The sequence below is a fragment of the Streptomyces sp. NBC_00086 genome (genome assembly GCF_026343255.1).
Lineage (GTDB): Bacteria > Actinomycetota > Actinomycetes > Streptomycetales > Streptomycetaceae > Streptomyces.
The window spans coordinates 4,016,201-4,030,728 of the sequence record NZ_JAPELZ010000001.1 but is presented as its reverse complement, the minus strand read 5'-3'; the positions used below and the strand labels follow the sequence as shown (position 1 = coordinate 4,030,728).

Below are 14,528 nucleotides of genomic sequence, written 5' to 3'. Positions count from 1 at the left end.
CGCTCCGGGTCCCGGTCCTCAAGCGCCGGATGGGTTGGAGGGGGTGCCGGGCTCCGCCCCGGACCCCGGTCCTCAAGCGCCGGACGGGCTGGATTTGGTCGGCGGGACCGGAGCCGTAGGGTCGGCGGTATGAGTGAGCAGCATGGGGGCCCCGGCGGCATCGAGGACACCGAGCGGGAGTGGCGGGAGGGTGTCGAGCGGGAAGATCTTGTTCTTCTCGACGGGTTTCATGCGCTGAAGCACGCCCTGCGGTTCGGGGCGGACGTTCGGCTGGTCGTCGCCGAGGATCCGGACGCCGTACGGGGGCTCGCGCGCGAGTTGGCGCAGGACGTGGAGGCGGACGTCGCCCGGCTGGTGCGGCGGGCGCCGCTCAAGGGGCTGGTGGCGCGGGTGCACCCCACCGGGGTGGCGGCCCTCGCGGTGCGGCCCGGGCGGGCCGAGGGACGGGCCCGGCTCGACGCACGGCCCAGGACGGCCCCGATCGTGCTCCTCGACAACCCGCGCAACCTGGGCAACGTAGGCGCCGTCGTCCGGCTCGCCGCCGGCTTCGGCGCCACCGGCGTGGTCACCCGGGGGGATCTGGATCCCTGGCACCCCAACGTGGTCCGGGCCGGCGCGGGCCTGCACTACGCCACCACCGTGGACCGGGTGGAGCTCGGCACGCTGCCGCCCGGCCCGCTGTACGCCCTCGACCCGGAGGGCGAGGACATCCGCGCCCTCACCCTCCCGGACGAGGGCCTGCTCGCCTTCGGCTCCGAACGCCACGGCATCTCGCCCGAGCTGCGCGCCCGCGCCGATCACCTGGTGTCCCTGCCGATGCGCCCGCAGGTCTCCAGCTACAACCTGGCCACCAGCGTGGCCATGACCCTCTTCCACTGGGGTGGGCCGAAGGAGAAGGCCTAGCCCTGGCGGCGGACCTCCACCACGCGGAAGCGGTTCGACACGAACGCGCCGTCGCACAGCGCGGCGTTCGCCGCCGGGTTGCCGCCGGAGCCGTGGAAGTCGGAGAAGGCCGCGGTCTGGTTCACATAGACCCCGCCCGTCAGGTTCAGCGAGAGCTGCGCCGACTCCTCCAGGCAGACCTCCTCGATGGCCCGCTCGGTGTCCGCGGACGTGGTGTACGCCCCGACCGTCATGGCGCCCTTCTCGCGGACGGTGCGCCGCAGCAGTTCGAGGGCGTCCGCCGTGGAGTCGACCGCCACCGCGAAGGAGACCGGGCCGAAGCACTCGGAGAGGTAGGGGGCGGAGTCGTCCGGCTTGGACGAGTCCAGCTTCACCATCACCGGGGTGCGCACGACCGCGCCCGGGAACTCCGGGTTCGCCACCTCGCGCGAGGCCAGCGCGACCTCGCCGAGCCCGGCCGCGGCCTCCAGGCGGGCCTTCACGTCCGGGTTGACCAGTGCGCCGAGCAGGGCGTTGGCCCGCGCGTCGTCGCCGAGCAGGCCGCCGACCGCGCCCGCGAGGTCGGAGACGACCTCGTCGTAGGACTTGTGCCCGGCGTCGGTCTCGATGCCGTCGCGCGGGATCAGCAGGTTCTGCGGGGTGGTGCACATCTGGCCGCTGTAGAGGGACAGGGAGAACGCCAGGTTGGACAGCATCCCCTTGTAGTTGTCGGTGGAGTCCAGGACGACGGTGTTGACGCCGGCCTTCTCCGTGTAGACCTGCGCCTGACGGGCGTTGGTCTCCAGCCAGTCACCGAACTCGGTGGACCCGGTGTAGTCGATGACCTTGATCTCGGGGCGGACGGCGAGTTCCTTGGCGATGCCCTCGCCCGGACGCTCCACGGCCAGCGCGACCAGGTTCGGGTCGAAGCCGGCGTCGGCGAGGACCTCGCGGGCGACCTGGACGGTCAGCGCCAGCGGGAGGACGGCGCGCGGGTGCGGCTTGACCAGCACCGGGTTGCCTGTGGCCAGGGAGGCGAAGATGCCCGGGTAGCCGTTCCAGGTGGGGAAGGTGTTGCAGCCGATCATCAGGGAGATGCCGCGCGGCACGGCCGTGAAGGTCTTGCCCAGCTCCAGCGGGTCCTTCTTGCCCTGCGGCTTCGACCAGTCGGCCTGCCCGGGGACGCGGGTCTGCTCCTCGTACGCGTAGGCCACCGCCTCCAGGCCGCGGTCCTGTGCGTGCGGGCCGCCCGCCTGGAACGCCATCATGAAGGCCTGGCCGCTGGTGTGCATGACGGCGTGCGCGAACTCGTGCGTCCGCGCCGAGATCCGGGCCAGGATCTCGATGCAGACCAGGGCGCGCGCCTCGGGCCCGGCATCGCGCCAGGCGCCCATGCCGGCCCGCATCGCGGGCAGCAGCACCTCCGGGTCCACGTGCGGGTACTCGACGCCGAGCTCCACGCCGTAGGGGGAGGTCTCCGCGCCCGTCCAGCCGTCGGTGCCGGGCTGCCCGAGGTCGAGCCGGGTGCCGCGCAGCGCCTCGAAGGCGGCGAGGCCGTCGGCCGGCGCGGTCTCCCCGTACGCCTTGGGGTGCTCGGGGTGCGGGGACCAGTAGGCGCGGCTGCGGATCGTGGCCAGCGCCTGGTCCAGGGTGGGCCGGTGCTTGGCGGACAGCTGGGGGACGGTGAGCTCGGCGGCCATCAGGGACCAACTCCTCTTTGAGCCGGGCGGGATCAGGCGATCGGGGCAGGCAAGAAGGGATGAACAAGAGCAGACTGGAGTTAGAGTAACCGAACGATCGGTCGGGACAAGAGGGCCCGGCAGACCTGTGGACAAGTCGGTGCGGGAGGATCTGGGCATGACAGCAATCGAGCGGTCCCGCACAGTGGCGGTCGTCGGCGCCGGCACCATGGGGCAGGGCATCGCCCAAGTCGCCCTTCTCGCAGGTCACCGCGTGCTGATCTACGACATCAACGCCCCGCTCGCCGCGGACGCGGTCGGATTCGTCCAGGACCGCGTCGAGCGGATGGCCGCCAAGGGGCGGCTGGACCGCGCCGAGGCCGAGGACGCGATCGGCCGGATCGCATCGGCGGCCGGGCTGGCGGAGCTGGCCGGCGCGGCGCTCGTGGTGGAGGCGGTCGTCGAGGACGTCACCGTCAAGCGGGCCCTGTTCGCGGCCCTCGAAGAGGTGGTTTCGCCGGAGGCGCTGCTGGCCACCAACACCTCCTCCCTCTCGGTCACCGAGCTCGCCGCCGGACTCGCGCACCCCGGCCGCTTCCTGGGCCTTCACTTCTTCAATCCGGCTCCGCTGCTCCCGCTGGTCGAGGTGGTCTCCGGGTTCGCGACGGACCCCGCCGCCGCGAACCGCGCGTACGCCACCGTCCTGGGCTGGGGGAAGACGCCGGTGCGCTGCGCCGACACCCCGGGCTTCATCGTCAACCGGATCGCCCGGCCCTTCTACGCCGAGGCCTTCGCGGTGTACGAGGAGCAGGGCGCCGACCCGGCGACCATCGACGCCGTGCTCCGCGAGAGCGGCGGCTTCAAGATGGGTCCCTTCGCGCTGACCGACCTGATCGGCCAGGACGTCAACGAGGCCGTCACCCGCTCGGTGTGGGAGTCCTTCTTCCGTAGCCCCAAGTTCACCCCCTCCCTCGCGCAGCGCCGGCTGGTCCAGTCGGGCCGCCTGGGCCGCAAGTCGGGCCACGGCTGGTACCCGTACGGCCCCGACGCGAAGGTCGCGGCCCCGCACACCGCGGGCCCCGAGGAGGCGCCCGCGAAGGTGACCGTCGTCGGTGACCTCGGACCGGCGGCGGGCCTCCTCGACCTCCTGGAGGAGGCCGGGATCGCGGTCACGGCCGTCGAGCACGGGGGCCCGTACATCCAGCTCCCCGGCGAGGGGCAGCTCGTGCTCGCCGACGGCAAGACGGCGATCGAGTTCGCCGACGTCGTCTACTTCGACCTCGCCTTCGACTACCGCGGCGCCACCCGGATCGCGCTCTCCGTCAGCGAGGACACCAGCGAGCGGACGGTCGCCGAGGCCGTCGGGCTGTTCCAGAAGCTCGGCAAGAAGGTCTCCGTCATCGGCGACGTCCCGGGCATGATCGTCGCCCGGACGGTCGCGATGCTGATCGACCTCACCGCCGACGCCGTCGCGCGCGGGGTGGCGGGCGCCGAGGACATCGACACGGCGATGCGGCTCGGGGTCAACTACCCGGCGGGCCCCGCCGAATGGCACGACAAGCTCGGCCGCGACTGGGCGTACGACCTGCTGCACCACCTCGACGAGCGCTGCCCCGGCGGCCGGTACGCGCCGTCGCTGGCGCTGTACAAGCTGGGCTACGCGGCGGGGGCCGACGAGGACGCAGAGGACGCAGAGGGCGCCGACGACGAGGCGGGGGAGTCGGAATGACCACGGCCAAGCGGGACACGTACACGCCCGAGACGCTCCTGTCCGTCGCCGTCCAGGTCTTCAACGAGCGCGGCTACGACGGCACCTCGATGGAGCACCTCTCCAAGGCCGCCGGCATCTCGAAGTCCTCGATCTACCACCACGTCGCCGGCAAGGAGGAGCTGCTCCACCGCGCCGTCAGCCGGGCCCTGGACGAGCTCTTCGCGGTCCTGGCGGAGCCGGGGGCGATACGGGGCCGCGCGGTCGAACGCGTCGAGTACGTCACGCGCCGCACGGTCGAGGTCCTCGCCCGGGAGCTCCCCTACGTCACCCTGCTGCTGCGGGTCCGGGGCAACACCCGCACCGAGCGCTGGGCCCTGGAGCGCCGCCGCGAGTTCGACCACCAGGTCGCGGAGCTGCTGAAGGCCGCCGCCGCCGAGGGCGACCTGCGCGCGGACGTGGACATCCGCCTCGCCACCCGCCTCCTCTTCGGCATGGTCAACTCGCTGGTCGAGTGGTACCGCCCGCACCCGGGCACCACCCCCGACCAGCTCGCGGACGCGGTGGTCAGCATGGCCCTGGACGGCCTGCGCACCCAGCGGTGAACCGCTACGCCCCGCGGGCGGCCCGGGGGCGGTAGAGCTCGCGGGCGCGGGCCAGGGCCCCGGGCCCGGCCAAGGGCAGGGGCAGGAAGTGGTCGAGCTGCCACGCCTGGGCGGCGGAGGCCTGCCGGTTGGGGGCGGCCACCCAGGGCGGGTAGACGCGGAACGCCCTTTTCCCGCCGGACCCGTCTGCCGATACGACACCGTTGCGGTGCAGCGCGTCCATGGAGAAGACGAACTGGCCGGTGCGGTCGCCGTCGCGGGCGGCGACGACGAAGAGGTCGACCGGGTCGGCCGTGTCGAAGGGCCGGATGGGCCCGCCCGGGGACCGCTGCCACAGCGTGACGAACTGGCCGGCCTTGGTGGGGGTCGTCCTGGCTGCGCGGAACCGGACGGCGAGCCCGTCGAGGGTGAAGGCGTGGGCGGCGTACTCGGCGCTCTCGGCTTCGGGGACCGGCGGTGAGCAGATGAACCCGCAGGGGTCGTAGACGAGCTCCTTCGCCGCGAGGAGATCCGGGTGCGGGCCGGGGGTGGTCCGGGCCATGCGGCTAGTCCTCGCTGATCGTCGGGCCGGCGGTCTGGTCGCGGGACAGGAGGTCCGTTTCCTCGAAGACCAGCAGGGTGCGCGTGGAGAGGACCTCCGGGATGGACTGGAGGCGGGTCAGGACCAGCTCGCGCAGGGTGCGGTTGTCCGGGGTGTGGACCAGGAGCAGGACGTCGAAATCACCGCTGACCAGGGCGATGTGGGCGGCGCCGGGGAGTTCGCGGAGCTGTTCGCGGACCGTGCGCCAGGAGTTCTGGACGATTTTGAGAGTGATGTAGGCGGAGGCGCCCTGGCCTGCGCGTTCGTGGTTGACGCGGGCGGTGAAGCCGCGGATCACCCCGTCGTCGATGAGCCGGTTGATCCGGGCGTAGGCATTGGCCCGGGACACGTGGACCTGCTCGGCGACGGAGCGTATCGAGGCCCGGCCGTCCGCCTGGAGCAGCCGGACGATCGACCGGTCGATCGGGTCGAGGGGGCGGGGCGGTGCCGTCGCCGGTCCTGGGGCTACCGGCGGTACGGGCGCGCCCCCGAGTGCGCCCCCCGCAGGGGTCGCCGCCCCGGAACCCGCTCCGGCCATTTGTTCATCCGTCATCGCCCGATGCCTGCCTCTCCTGGACGTCCTGCACCCATACCAGGGCGTCGACGCCACTTTGTCCACAGCCTGGCGCCGCCTGTAGCCAAATTGCCCGGACAACCGAACAATCGGTAGGTGAGGGGCCTCACACCCGAGGCCTCCCTGCCCGCTTCCCACGAGGAGGTGTACGCCGCCATGACGGTCCAAGAGCTGCCCGGTGCCGGTGCGTCCCACCGCTCCACCCCGCCGCCCGCCTGGAGGCCCCGTACGGATGCCGCCCCGCTGCTCCCGGACCCCGAGCCGTACCGGGTGCTGGGCACCCCGGCCGCCGACCGGCTCGACCCCGAGCTGATGCGCCGGTGCTACGCCGAGCTGGTGCGCGGCCGCCGCTACAACGCCCAGGCCACCGCCCTCACCCGGCAGGGCCGTCTGGCCGTATATCCCTCCACCGTCGGCCAGGAGGCGTGCGAGATCGCCGCAGCCATGGTCCTGGAGGAGCAGGACTGGCTCTTCCCGAGCTACCGTGACACCCTCGCGGCCGTGGCGCGCGGACTGGATCCCGTACAGGCCCTGACGCTGCTGCGCGGCGACTGGCACACCGGGTACGACCCGCGCGAGCACCGGATAGCGCCCCTCTCGACGCCCCTCGCCACCCAGCTGCCGCACGCGGTCGGCCTGGCGCACGCCGCCCGGCTGCGCGGTGACGACGTGGTCGCCCTCGCCATGGTCGGCGACGGCGGCACCAGCGAGGGCGATTTCCACGAGGCCATGAACTTCGCCGCCGTCTGGCAGGCGCCGGTCGTCTTCCTCGTGCAGAACAACGGCTTCGCGATATCGGTGCCGCTCGCCAAGCAGACCGCCGCCCCGACCCTGGCCCACAAGGCCGTGGGGTACGGGATGCCCGGCCGCCTCGTCGACGGCAACGACATCGCCGCCATGCACGAGGTGCTGTCCGAGGCGGTCCGGCGGGCCCGGTCCGGCGGCGGACCGACCATGATCGAGGCCGTCACGTACCGCATCGAGGCCCACACCAACGCCGACGACGCCACCCGCTACCGGGGCGACGCCGAGGTCGAGGCCTGGAAGGCGCACGACCCCATCGATCTGCTGGAGCGCGAGCTGACCGCGCGCGGCCTGCTGGACGAGGCGGGCATCAAGGCCGCCAAGGACGCGGCCGAGGCGATGGCGGCGGCGCTGAGGGACGGGATGAACGCGGAGCCGGTGATCGACCCGATGGACCTCTTCGAAAACGTCTACGCGCAGCAGACCGGCCGGCTGCGCGAACAGGCGGCCATGCTCCGTGCCGAGCTGGACGCGGCCGAGCAGGAAGAGGGGGACGGATCATGACCACCGTGGCGGTGAAGCCGGCGACCACCAAGCCGGCGACCATGGCGCAGGCCCTGAACCGGGCGATGCGCGACGCGATGGCCGAGGACCCGACCGTCCACGTCATGGGCGAGGACGTCGGCGCGCTCGGCGGGGTCTTCCGCATCACGGACGGCCTCGCGAAGGAGTTCGGCGAGGACCGCTGTACGGACACCCCGCTGGCCGAGGCCGGCATACTCGGCGCGGCCGTCGGCATGGCCATGTACGGGCTGCGGCCGGTCGTGGAGATGCAGTTCGACGCGTTCGCGTACCCGGCCTTCGAGCAGCTGATCTCGCACGTGGCGAAGATGCGCAACCGCACGCGGGGCGCGATGCCGCTCCCGATCACGATCCGGGTGCCGTACGGCGGCGGGATCGGCGGCGTGGAGCACCACTGCGACTCCTCCGAGGCGTACTACGTGGCCACCCCCGGCCTCACCGTCGTGACCCCGGCGACCGTCGAGGACGCGTACGGACTGCTGCGCGCCTCGATAGCCAGCGACGACCCGGTGATCTTCCTGGAGCCGAAGCGGCTGTACTGGTCCAAGTCCGACTGGTCGCCCGAGGCGCCCGCGGCGGTCCCCGGGATCGGCGAGGCGCTCGTCCGGCGGACCGGCACCAGCGCGACCCTGATCACCTACGGGCCCTCCCTGCCGGTGTGCATGGAGGCGGCCGAGGCGGCCCGCGAGGAGGGCTGGGACCTGGAGGTCGTGGACCTGCGCTCGCTGGTCCCCTTCGACGAGGAGACCGTCGTGGCCTCCGTACGCCGGACCGGGCGTGCGGTGGTGGTCCACGAGTCCGGCGGCTTCGGCGGACCGGGCGCGGAGATCGCCGCCCGGATCACGGAGCGGTGCTTCCACCACCTGGAGGCGCCCGTGCTGCGCGTCACCGGCTTCGACATCCCGTATCCGCCGCCCATGCTGGAGAAGTACCACCTGCCCGGCGTGGACCGGATCCTGGACACCGTGGCCCGTCTGCAGTGGGAGAACTGATGCCGCAGGTCATGGAGTTCAAGCTGCCGGACCTGGGCGAGGGGCTCACCGAGGCGGAGATCGTCCGCTGGCTGGTGGCCGTCGGCGACGTCGTCGCCATCGACCAGCCCGTCGTCGAGGTCGAGACGGCCAAGGCGATGGTGGAGGTGCCCTGCCCGTACGGGGGCGTCGTCACCGCCCGCTTCGGCGAGGAGGGGACCGAACTGCCCGTCGGCGCCCCGCTGATCACGGTGGCGGTGGGCGCGGTGAGCGTGCCGTCCGATGCCCTCGGCCCCGAGGGGACCCCGGACTCCGCGAGCGCGCCCCGGCCCTTGATCGGTTACGGCTCCGACGAATCACGTCCGGCGCGTCGGAGGCGGGTGCGACCCGGCTCCGCCGCGCCGGGGGCCGCTCCCGGGTGGCGGGCTTCGGCCGTGGCCCCGGTGGGCGCGGGTGCCGTCGCGGCACCCGCCGTCGCGGCACCGGCGGCCACCGCACCGGCCGTCGTCGCCGGGCCCGTGCCGGTCATCTCGCCGCTGGTGCGCAAGCTGGCCCGGGACCACGGGGTCGACCTGCGCGGTCTGCGCGGCTCGGGTCCCGAGGGGCTGATCCTGCGCGCGGACGTCGAGACGGCGCTGCGCGCACCGGAGCAGGCACCGGTGGCTGCGGCCCCCGTCGTCGCCTCCGCCGTGTCGGAGGGTGCCACGCGGATCCCCCTCAAGGGGGTGCGCGGCGCGGTCGCGGACAAGCTGTCGCGCAGCCGGCGCGAGATCCCGGACGCCACCTGCTGGGTCGACGCGGACGCCACCGAGCTGATGGCGGCCCGGGCGGCGATGAACGCCGCGGGCGGGCCCAAGATCTCGGTGCTCGCGCTGCTCGCCCGCATCTGCACGGCGGCGCTGGCCCGCCACCCGGAGCTCAACTCCACGGTGGACCTCGCGGCGAACGAGATCGTCCGGCTGCCGGCCGTGAACCTGGGCTTCGCGGCGCAGACCGAGCGGGGGCTGATGGTTCCGGTGGTCCGGGACGCGCAGGCGCGCAGTGCGGAGTCGCTGTCGGCCGAGTTCGCCCGGCTCACGGAGCTGGCCCGGGCGGGGAAGCTGGCCCCGGCGGATCTCACCGGTGGCACCTTCACCCTGAACAACTACGGGGTGTTCGGGGTCGACGGGTCCACGCCGATCATCAACCATCCTGAGGCGGCGATGCTCGGTGTGGGGCGGATCATTCCGAAGCCGTGGGTGCACCAGGGGGAGTTGGCGGTCCGCCAGGTCGTTCAGCTGTCGCTGACCTTCGATCACCGGGTGTGTGACGGCGGGACCGCGGGTGGGTTCCTGCGGTACGTCGCCGACTGCGTCGAGTCGCCGTCGGTGCTGCTGCGCAGCCTGTAGCTCCGCGGGGGTGGGTGTCGGGGGCGCCGCTGCGCGGGCGGAGTCCCCTACCCACCCTTCCACCGTTCCCCGGGCTCTGCCCGGACCCTTTGCCGCGTGCGGCGCCGTTTCCGGGGGCCGGCCCCCGGACCCCCGCTCCTCAAACGCCGGAGGGGCTGGATTTTCGCAGCCCCGGGGAACGGGCGAAGGGCGGGTAGGGGACCCCGTCCCGCGCAGCGGCGCCCGCTGACCCGGTCGGCTCACGTGGTCAGCAGGAGTTTGCCTACGTGCGTGCTCGACTCCAGGACGCGGTGGGCCTCGGCTGCCTCCCGCATGGGGAAGGTGCCGTGCACCACCGGGTGGATGCGGCCCGTCGCGACCAGGGGCCATACGTGTTCCCGTACGGCCGCGACGATCGCCGCCTTTTCGTCCAGGGGGCGCGCGCGGAGCGTGGTGGCGGTGATCGCCGCACGCTTCGCCAGCAGGGCGGCCAGGTTGAGCTCCGCCTTGACTCCGCCCTGGAGCCCGATGATCGCGAGGCGGCCGTTCACCGCGAGGGCGTCCACGTTCCGGGTCAGGTACTTCGCGCCCATGATGTCCAGGATCACGTCCGCCCCGGCGCCGCCCGTGGCTGCCCGGATCTCCTCCACGAAGTCCTGCTCGCGGTAGTCGATCAGGATGTCGGCGCCCAGCTCGGCGCAGCGCGCCAGCTTCTCCTTGCCGCCCGCCGTGACCGCGACCCGCGCGCCCACGGCCTTCGCGAGCTGGATCGCCATCGTCCCGATGCCGCTCGATCCTCCGTGCACCAGCAGGGTTTCGCCCGGGCGCAGGCCGGCCACCATGAACACGTTCGACCAGACGGTGGAGACGACCTCCGGCAGGGCCGCCGCCGTCACCAGGTCCACGCCCGCCGGTACCGGCAGCAGCTGGCCCGCCGGGACGGCCACCCGCTGCGCGTACCCGCCGCCGGCGAGCAGCGCGCACACCTCGTCGCCGACCGACCAGCCGGACACCCCGGGCCCGATCGCGGAGATCCGCCCGGAGCATTCCAGGCCGGGATGGGGCGAGGCGCCGGGCGGAGGGTTGTAGAAACCCTGCCGCTGCAGGACGTCCGCGCGGTTCACGGCGCTCGCCGCGACCTCGACGATGACCTCGCCGTCGCCGGCCACCGGGTCGGGTGCTTCGGCCCACACCAGGGCCTCGGGGCCGCCGGGCTGTTCGATGGTGATCGCATACATGGCCCGGAGGCTACCGGTAGGGCCCGCCGGGTGGAGGGTTACTCCACCGAGCCCAGGACCACCGGAGGCGAACTCGGCGGGACCGCCCGGACGATGGAGATCACACGGTCCGTCAGCTGGAGGGGGCTCGCGTGCGGGTCGTCGTACGCGAGCAGGCGGTGGCCGCGCAGGACGCTGACGACCAGGTCGTCGGTGTCCCGGACCGATTTGCCGACCTCCTTGCGGTTCACCGGACGCTCGATCAGATCGAGCCCGCTGCCCTGCTGGATGAGGTCTTCCATCACCGTGCCCGCGCTCGGGCTGAGCACCGAGAGCCCGAGCAGGCGGCCCGCCGCGCTCGCGCTCGTGATGACCGCGTCCGCGCCGGACTGGCGCAGCAGCGGTGCGTTCTCCTCTTCCCGGACGGCCGCCACGATCTTCGCGCCGCGGTTGAGCTGGCGGGCGGTCAGGGTGACCAGCACGGCCGTATCGTCGCGCTGGGTCGCGATGACGATCTGACGGGCCTTCTGGATCTCGGCCCGCAGCAGGACTTCGGAGCGCGTGGCATCGCCGACGACGCCCGTGAACCCCTCCGCGTTGGCGATGTCGATCACCTTGGCGCTGGGGTCGACGATGACGACCTGTTCCTTGCTGAGGCCGGTGGCCAGCAGGGTCTGGAGGGCGGAACGGCCCTTCGTGCCGAAGCCGACGACGACCGTGTGCTCACGCAAGTTCTTCCTCCAGCGGCTGAGCCGCCACTCTTCCCTGGTCCGTTCGGTGAGGACTTCCAGGGTGGTGCCGACCAGGATGATCAGGAACAGCACCCGCAGCGGGGTGATCAGCAGGACGTTGACCAGCCGCGCGCTGTCGCTGTACGGGACGATGTCGCCGTAGCCGGTCGTCGACAGGGTGACGGTCGCGTAGTAGACGCAGTCGAGGAAGTCGACCTTGTTGTTGGCGTTGTCGTGATAGCCGTCGCGGTCGATCCACACGATCAGGACCGTCAGGGACATCACGAACAGCGCCATCAGCAGGCGCCGGGAGACCTGGCGGAGCGGCTTCTCGACGATGCGCTTGGGCAGTTTGATGCGGCGCGAGACGAGTTTCTCGTCGGCGCCGCGTGCCATCGCGTCGGATCCGTGAAGTTTCACGTGAAACATCCCCCTGAGGCCCACGGGAGATCGAGGATCTCCAACTCCTGTCCGGATCGCGCCCCGTTCGGGGGTACGACGGCCAGCGCGTCCGCGGCGGCCACGCCGCGCAGCATCGCAGGCCCGTTGTAGCGCAGCGGTACGGCATGGTCCTCGGTCAGCAGGACCGGTACGAGCCTGGTGTCGTGCGGGTGGCCCGGTACGTCGCCCTCCACGGGCACCACGTACCGGGGGCGCGGACGCCGTCCGGCGAGGGCGCGCAGCAGCGGTTCGGCGAGGGTGAGCAGCCCGGATACGGCGGCCAGCGGGTTGCCGGGCAGGCCCACCAGGTGGCGGCTGTCGGGGCCGTCGCCGAGGCGGGCCAGCAGCATCGGGTGCCCGGGGCGTACGGCCACCCCGTCGACGAGCAGTTCGGCGCCGGCCTTGGCGAGCACCGGGTGGACGTGGTCGACGGGGCCGGAGGCGGTGCCGCCGGTGGTGATGACCACGTCGGCCTCCGAGCCGGTGACGGCCGCCAGCAGTGCTTCGGCGCCCGCCGGGTCGTCGCCGAGCCGCCGGACGGCGATGACCTCGGCGCCGAGCCGGGTCAGCCAGGGGCCGAGCATGGGGCTCAGGGCGTCGCGGATGAGGCCGTCGTGCGGGGGCCCCTCGGTGAGCAGCTCGTCGCCGAGGACCAGGATCTCCACGCGGGGCCGGGGGCGGGTGGTGAGCTCGTCGTACCCGGCGGCCGCGGCGAGGCCGAGGACGGCCGGGGTCACCAGGGACCCGGCGGGCAGCAACAGGTCGCCGGAGCGGCATTCCTGGCCGCGCGGGCGGATGTCCTGGCCGGTGGCGACGGGCCGTTCGGCGTACAGCAGGGTGCCCGCCTCGCGGGAGTGCTCGCTGCGGATCACGGCGGTGGTGTCCGCGGGGATCCGCGCGCCGGTGGCGATCCGTACGGCCTCGCCGTCCGCGAGGGGCGCGGGGCGCTCGCTCCCGGCCAGTGCGCTCTCGCCGGGGCGGATGGTCCACGGGCCGGGCCCGGCGACGGCCCAGCCGTCCATCGCGGAGGTGTCGAAGGACGGCAGGTCGCCCAGGGCGTCGAGGGGCGCGGCCAGCACCTCGCCGAGGGCGGCCGGCAGGGGGACCCGGTGGGTGCGGCCGCGGACGGCCGAACCGGCGCGGGTCGCGGTCTCCCGGGCCCGGTGCCAGGGCGCGGCGCGGTGGCCGCCGGCGGTGGTGTCGGTGGCGGGGTCTGCGCCTGCGGTGCCTGCGGCGCCGGAGCGGGGGGCGCGGCTGACCAGCGCGAGGGCCTGGTCGAGGGCGCGGTCGGCGTCGGTGTCGGGGTCGGCGGTCATCCGGAACCGGTCGCTTCCGGGCCGGTCGCCTCGGGACCGGTGGCTGCGGGGCCGGTCGCTTCCGGGCCGGCGGCCTCGCCTTCCGCGGCCCAGCGCAGGGCCAGTTCGGCGGCCTTGCGGGAGGCCTCGGCCACGGCCTGCGCGGGGTCGGCGCCCGTGGCTTCGGCGTGGGCCGCCGCGTAGCCGACGAGGAAGGTCGTCAGCGGGGCGGCGGGCCGGGCGACGCCGTGCGCGGCGTCACGGGCGAGGTCGAGCAGGGTCTTGGTGTCGACGGCGACGTCGATGCCCAGCTCGTTCTTGACGGCGGTGATCCATTGCTCCAGCACGGTTCCATGCTCTCTGATTCGGGCGCGGGCGGCGGCGAGATCGTCCCAGGTGTCGCAGTCGAAGGAGGCGAGTGGGGCTGCCGCGGTGACCGGGGCGAGGTCGAGTTCTGCGGTGAGGGCGCGCAGGGGGAGATTGTTCACCGAGCCGTGCTCGGTGGCCAGTAGGGCGATTTCCCTGCGCAGGGGCTCGGCGCGGTACGCGGCGACCAGGGGCTGATCGCGGCCGTCCGGGTCCCGGAGCAGGGCACCGTCGCGGGTGCGGTGCTCGGGCGCGTCGAGGGCTCGCAGCAGGGAGTGCACCGTGTCCCGGTCCAGGAACGGCAGATCGGCGGAGAGTACGAGGACCAGCGGGGCGGTGGTGTGCCGCAGCCCGGCGTCCAGTGCGGCGAGGGGGCCGCCGCCCGGGGGGTCCTCCCGGGCCCACTGCACCGGCCTGGGCGTTTGCCTGCGGGCGGCTACGACGACGGTGGTGCGGGCGTCCGCGCAGGCGTCCAGGACGCGGTCGAGGAGGCGGCGGCCGCCGACTCGGAGGCCGGGTTTGTCGGCTCCGTCCAGTCGGCTTGCGGCGCCGCCGGCCAGGACGATGGCGTCGTAGGTCATTCCCCGAGTATGCGGGGGGTTGGGGCCGGATGGGCTGCGGCGTTTACCGGGTTCTTACCCGGTGCCGGGGTGGCGGCCGTGGGGTGTGCCGGTGCGCGGGGCGCAGCCGCCGCAGCAACCCTTGCCGCTGCGCGGGGCAGCAGTCCGCGCAGCGACCCTTGCCGCTGCGCGGGGCGAAGACCCCTACCCGCCCTTCCACCGTTCC

General features: G+C 73.4%; 13 protein-coding genes. 6 read left to right on the top strand and 7 right to left on the bottom strand.

Going from position 1 to position 14,528, the window contains the following annotated elements; all coding sequences use genetic code 11:
* Positions 1 to 129: 129 nt before the first annotated feature.
* Positions 130 to 903, top strand: coding sequence for an RNA methyltransferase (locus tag OG276_RS18015; RefSeq protein ID WP_266906737.1), 774 nt, complete (start codon positions 130 to 132; stop codon positions 901 to 903).
* On the opposite strand, the gene paaN is transcribed toward OG276_RS18015, so the two are convergent.
* Positions 900 to 2,582, bottom strand: coding sequence for a phenylacetic acid degradation protein PaaN (gene paaN, locus OG276_RS18010; RefSeq protein ID WP_266906735.1), 1,683 nt, complete (start codon positions 2,580 to 2,582; stop codon positions 900 to 902). The genes OG276_RS18015 and paaN overlap by 4 nt on opposite strands.
* 157 nt (positions 2,583 to 2,739) lie before the next feature.
* Between paaN and OG276_RS18005 the strand changes: the two genes are divergently transcribed.
* Positions 2,740 to 4,290 carry a 3-hydroxyacyl-CoA dehydrogenase gene (locus OG276_RS18005; RefSeq protein ID WP_266906733.1) on the top strand — a complete coding sequence of 517 codons (1,551 nt, stop codon included), beginning with the start codon at positions 2,740 to 2,742 and terminating at the stop codon, positions 4,288 to 4,290.
* Positions 4,287 to 4,874 carry a TetR/AcrR family transcriptional regulator gene (locus OG276_RS18000; RefSeq protein WP_266906731.1) on the top strand — a complete coding sequence of 196 codons (588 nt, stop codon included), beginning with the start codon at positions 4,287 to 4,289 and terminating at the stop codon, positions 4,872 to 4,874. The genes OG276_RS18005 and OG276_RS18000 overlap by 4 nt, the downstream gene beginning before the upstream one ends.
* A 4-nt stretch (positions 4,875 to 4,878) precedes the next feature.
* On the opposite strand, the gene OG276_RS17995 is transcribed toward OG276_RS18000, so the two are convergent.
* Both OG276_RS17995 and OG276_RS17990 read right to left on the bottom strand, forming a co-directional pair.
* Positions 4,879 to 5,415 carry a MepB family protein gene (locus OG276_RS17995; RefSeq protein ID WP_266906729.1) on the bottom strand — a complete coding sequence of 179 codons (537 nt, stop codon included), beginning with the start codon at positions 5,413 to 5,415 and terminating at the stop codon, positions 4,879 to 4,881.
* 4 nt (positions 5,416 to 5,419) lie between these two features.
* Entirely contained in the window at positions 5,420 to 6,007 is a 588-nt protein-coding gene (locus tag OG276_RS17990) for an Lrp/AsnC family transcriptional regulator (protein WP_266906727.1), read from the bottom strand.
* Between the two features lie 177 nt (positions 6,008 to 6,184).
* On the opposite strand from OG276_RS17990, the gene pdhA reads away from it, so the two are divergent.
* Genes pdhA through OG276_RS17975 form a run of 3 tightly spaced genes read left to right on the top strand, consistent with a single transcriptional unit; the run spans position 6,185 to position 9,713 of the window.
* A complete protein-coding gene (pdhA, locus tag OG276_RS17985; RefSeq protein WP_266912898.1) occupies positions 6,185 to 7,336 on the top strand; it encodes a pyruvate dehydrogenase (acetyl-transferring) E1 component subunit alpha in 1,152 nt (383 codons plus the stop codon).
* Complete coding sequence (locus OG276_RS17980) at positions 7,333 to 8,346, top strand: alpha-ketoacid dehydrogenase subunit beta (protein ID WP_266906725.1); 1,014 nt, start codon at positions 7,333 to 7,335, stop codon at positions 8,344 to 8,346. Before pdhA ends, OG276_RS17980 begins: the two co-directional genes overlap by 4 nt.
* Positions 8,346 to 9,713 (top strand): dihydrolipoamide acetyltransferase family protein, encoded by a 1,368-nt coding sequence (locus OG276_RS17975; protein WP_266906723.1) that lies wholly within the window; start codon positions 8,346 to 8,348, stop codon positions 9,711 to 9,713. Before OG276_RS17980 ends, OG276_RS17975 begins: the two co-directional genes overlap by 1 nt.
* A gap of 239 nt (positions 9,714 to 9,952) precedes the next feature.
* Here the strand turns inward: OG276_RS17975 and OG276_RS17970 are convergent, their stop codons facing one another.
* From OG276_RS17970 to OG276_RS17955, 4 genes are read right to left on the bottom strand one after another with little or no spacing between them, the layout of a single operon-like run.
* Positions 9,953 to 10,930: an NAD(P)H-quinone oxidoreductase gene (locus OG276_RS17970; protein ID WP_266906721.1), complete on the bottom strand. Its 978-nt coding sequence runs from the start codon at positions 10,928 to 10,930 to the stop codon at positions 9,953 to 9,955.
* A 38-nt stretch (positions 10,931 to 10,968) separates the two neighbouring features.
* The gene (locus tag OG276_RS17965) at positions 10,969 to 12,069 is read right to left on the bottom strand and encodes a TrkA family potassium uptake protein (protein ID WP_266906719.1); all 1,101 of its coding nucleotides are present in this window, start codon (positions 12,067 to 12,069) and stop codon (positions 10,969 to 10,971) included.
* Positions 12,057 to 13,397 carry a molybdopterin molybdotransferase MoeA gene (locus tag OG276_RS17960; protein WP_266906717.1) on the bottom strand — a complete coding sequence of 447 codons (1,341 nt, stop codon included), beginning with the start codon at positions 13,395 to 13,397 and terminating at the stop codon, positions 12,057 to 12,059. Before OG276_RS17960 ends, OG276_RS17965 begins: the two co-directional genes overlap by 13 nt.
* Positions 13,394 to 14,323 (bottom strand): NTP transferase domain-containing protein, encoded by a 930-nt coding sequence (locus OG276_RS17955; RefSeq protein ID WP_266906715.1) that lies wholly within the window; start codon positions 14,321 to 14,323, stop codon positions 13,394 to 13,396. Before OG276_RS17955 ends, OG276_RS17960 begins: the two co-directional genes overlap by 4 nt.
* Positions 14,324 to 14,528 lie beyond the last annotated feature (205 nt).

What these genes read in the sequence shown, in the direction of transcription:
- OG276_RS18015 (WP_266906737.1), top strand. Translation starts at nt 130, where the DNA reads ATGAGTGAGCAGCATGGGGGCCCCGGCGGCATCGAGGACACCGAGCGG.
- paaN (WP_266906735.1), bottom strand. Translation starts at nt 2,582, where the DNA reads ATGGCCGCCGAGCTCACCGTCCCCCAGCTGTCCGCCAAGCACCGGCCC.
- OG276_RS18005 (WP_266906733.1), top strand. Translation starts at nt 2,740, where the DNA reads ATGACAGCAATCGAGCGGTCCCGCACAGTGGCGGTCGTCGGCGCCGGC.
- OG276_RS18000 (WP_266906731.1), top strand. Translation starts at nt 4,287, where the DNA reads ATGACCACGGCCAAGCGGGACACGTACACGCCCGAGACGCTCCTGTCC.
- OG276_RS17995 (WP_266906729.1), bottom strand. Translation starts at nt 5,415, where the DNA reads ATGGCCCGGACCACCCCCGGCCCGCACCCGGATCTCCTCGCGGCGAAG.
- OG276_RS17990 (WP_266906727.1), bottom strand. Translation starts at nt 6,007, where the DNA reads ATGACGGATGAACAAATGGCCGGAGCGGGTTCCGGGGCGGCGACCCCT.
- pdhA (WP_266912898.1), top strand. Translation starts at nt 6,185, where the DNA reads ATGACGGTCCAAGAGCTGCCCGGTGCCGGTGCGTCCCACCGCTCCACC.
- OG276_RS17980 (WP_266906725.1), top strand. Translation starts at nt 7,333, where the DNA reads ATGACCACCGTGGCGGTGAAGCCGGCGACCACCAAGCCGGCGACCATG.
- OG276_RS17975 (WP_266906723.1), top strand. Translation starts at nt 8,346, where the DNA reads ATGCCGCAGGTCATGGAGTTCAAGCTGCCGGACCTGGGCGAGGGGCTC.
- OG276_RS17970 (WP_266906721.1), bottom strand. Translation starts at nt 10,930, where the DNA reads ATGTATGCGATCACCATCGAACAGCCCGGCGGCCCCGAGGCCCTGGTG.
- OG276_RS17965 (WP_266906719.1), bottom strand. Translation starts at nt 12,069, where the DNA reads ATGTTTCACGTGAAACTTCACGGATCCGACGCGATGGCACGCGGCGCC.
- OG276_RS17960 (WP_266906717.1), bottom strand. Translation starts at nt 13,397, where the DNA reads ATGACCGCCGACCCCGACACCGACGCCGACCGCGCCCTCGACCAGGCC.
- OG276_RS17955 (WP_266906715.1), bottom strand. Translation starts at nt 14,323, where the DNA reads ATGACCTACGACGCCATCGTCCTGGCCGGCGGCGCCGCAAGCCGACTG.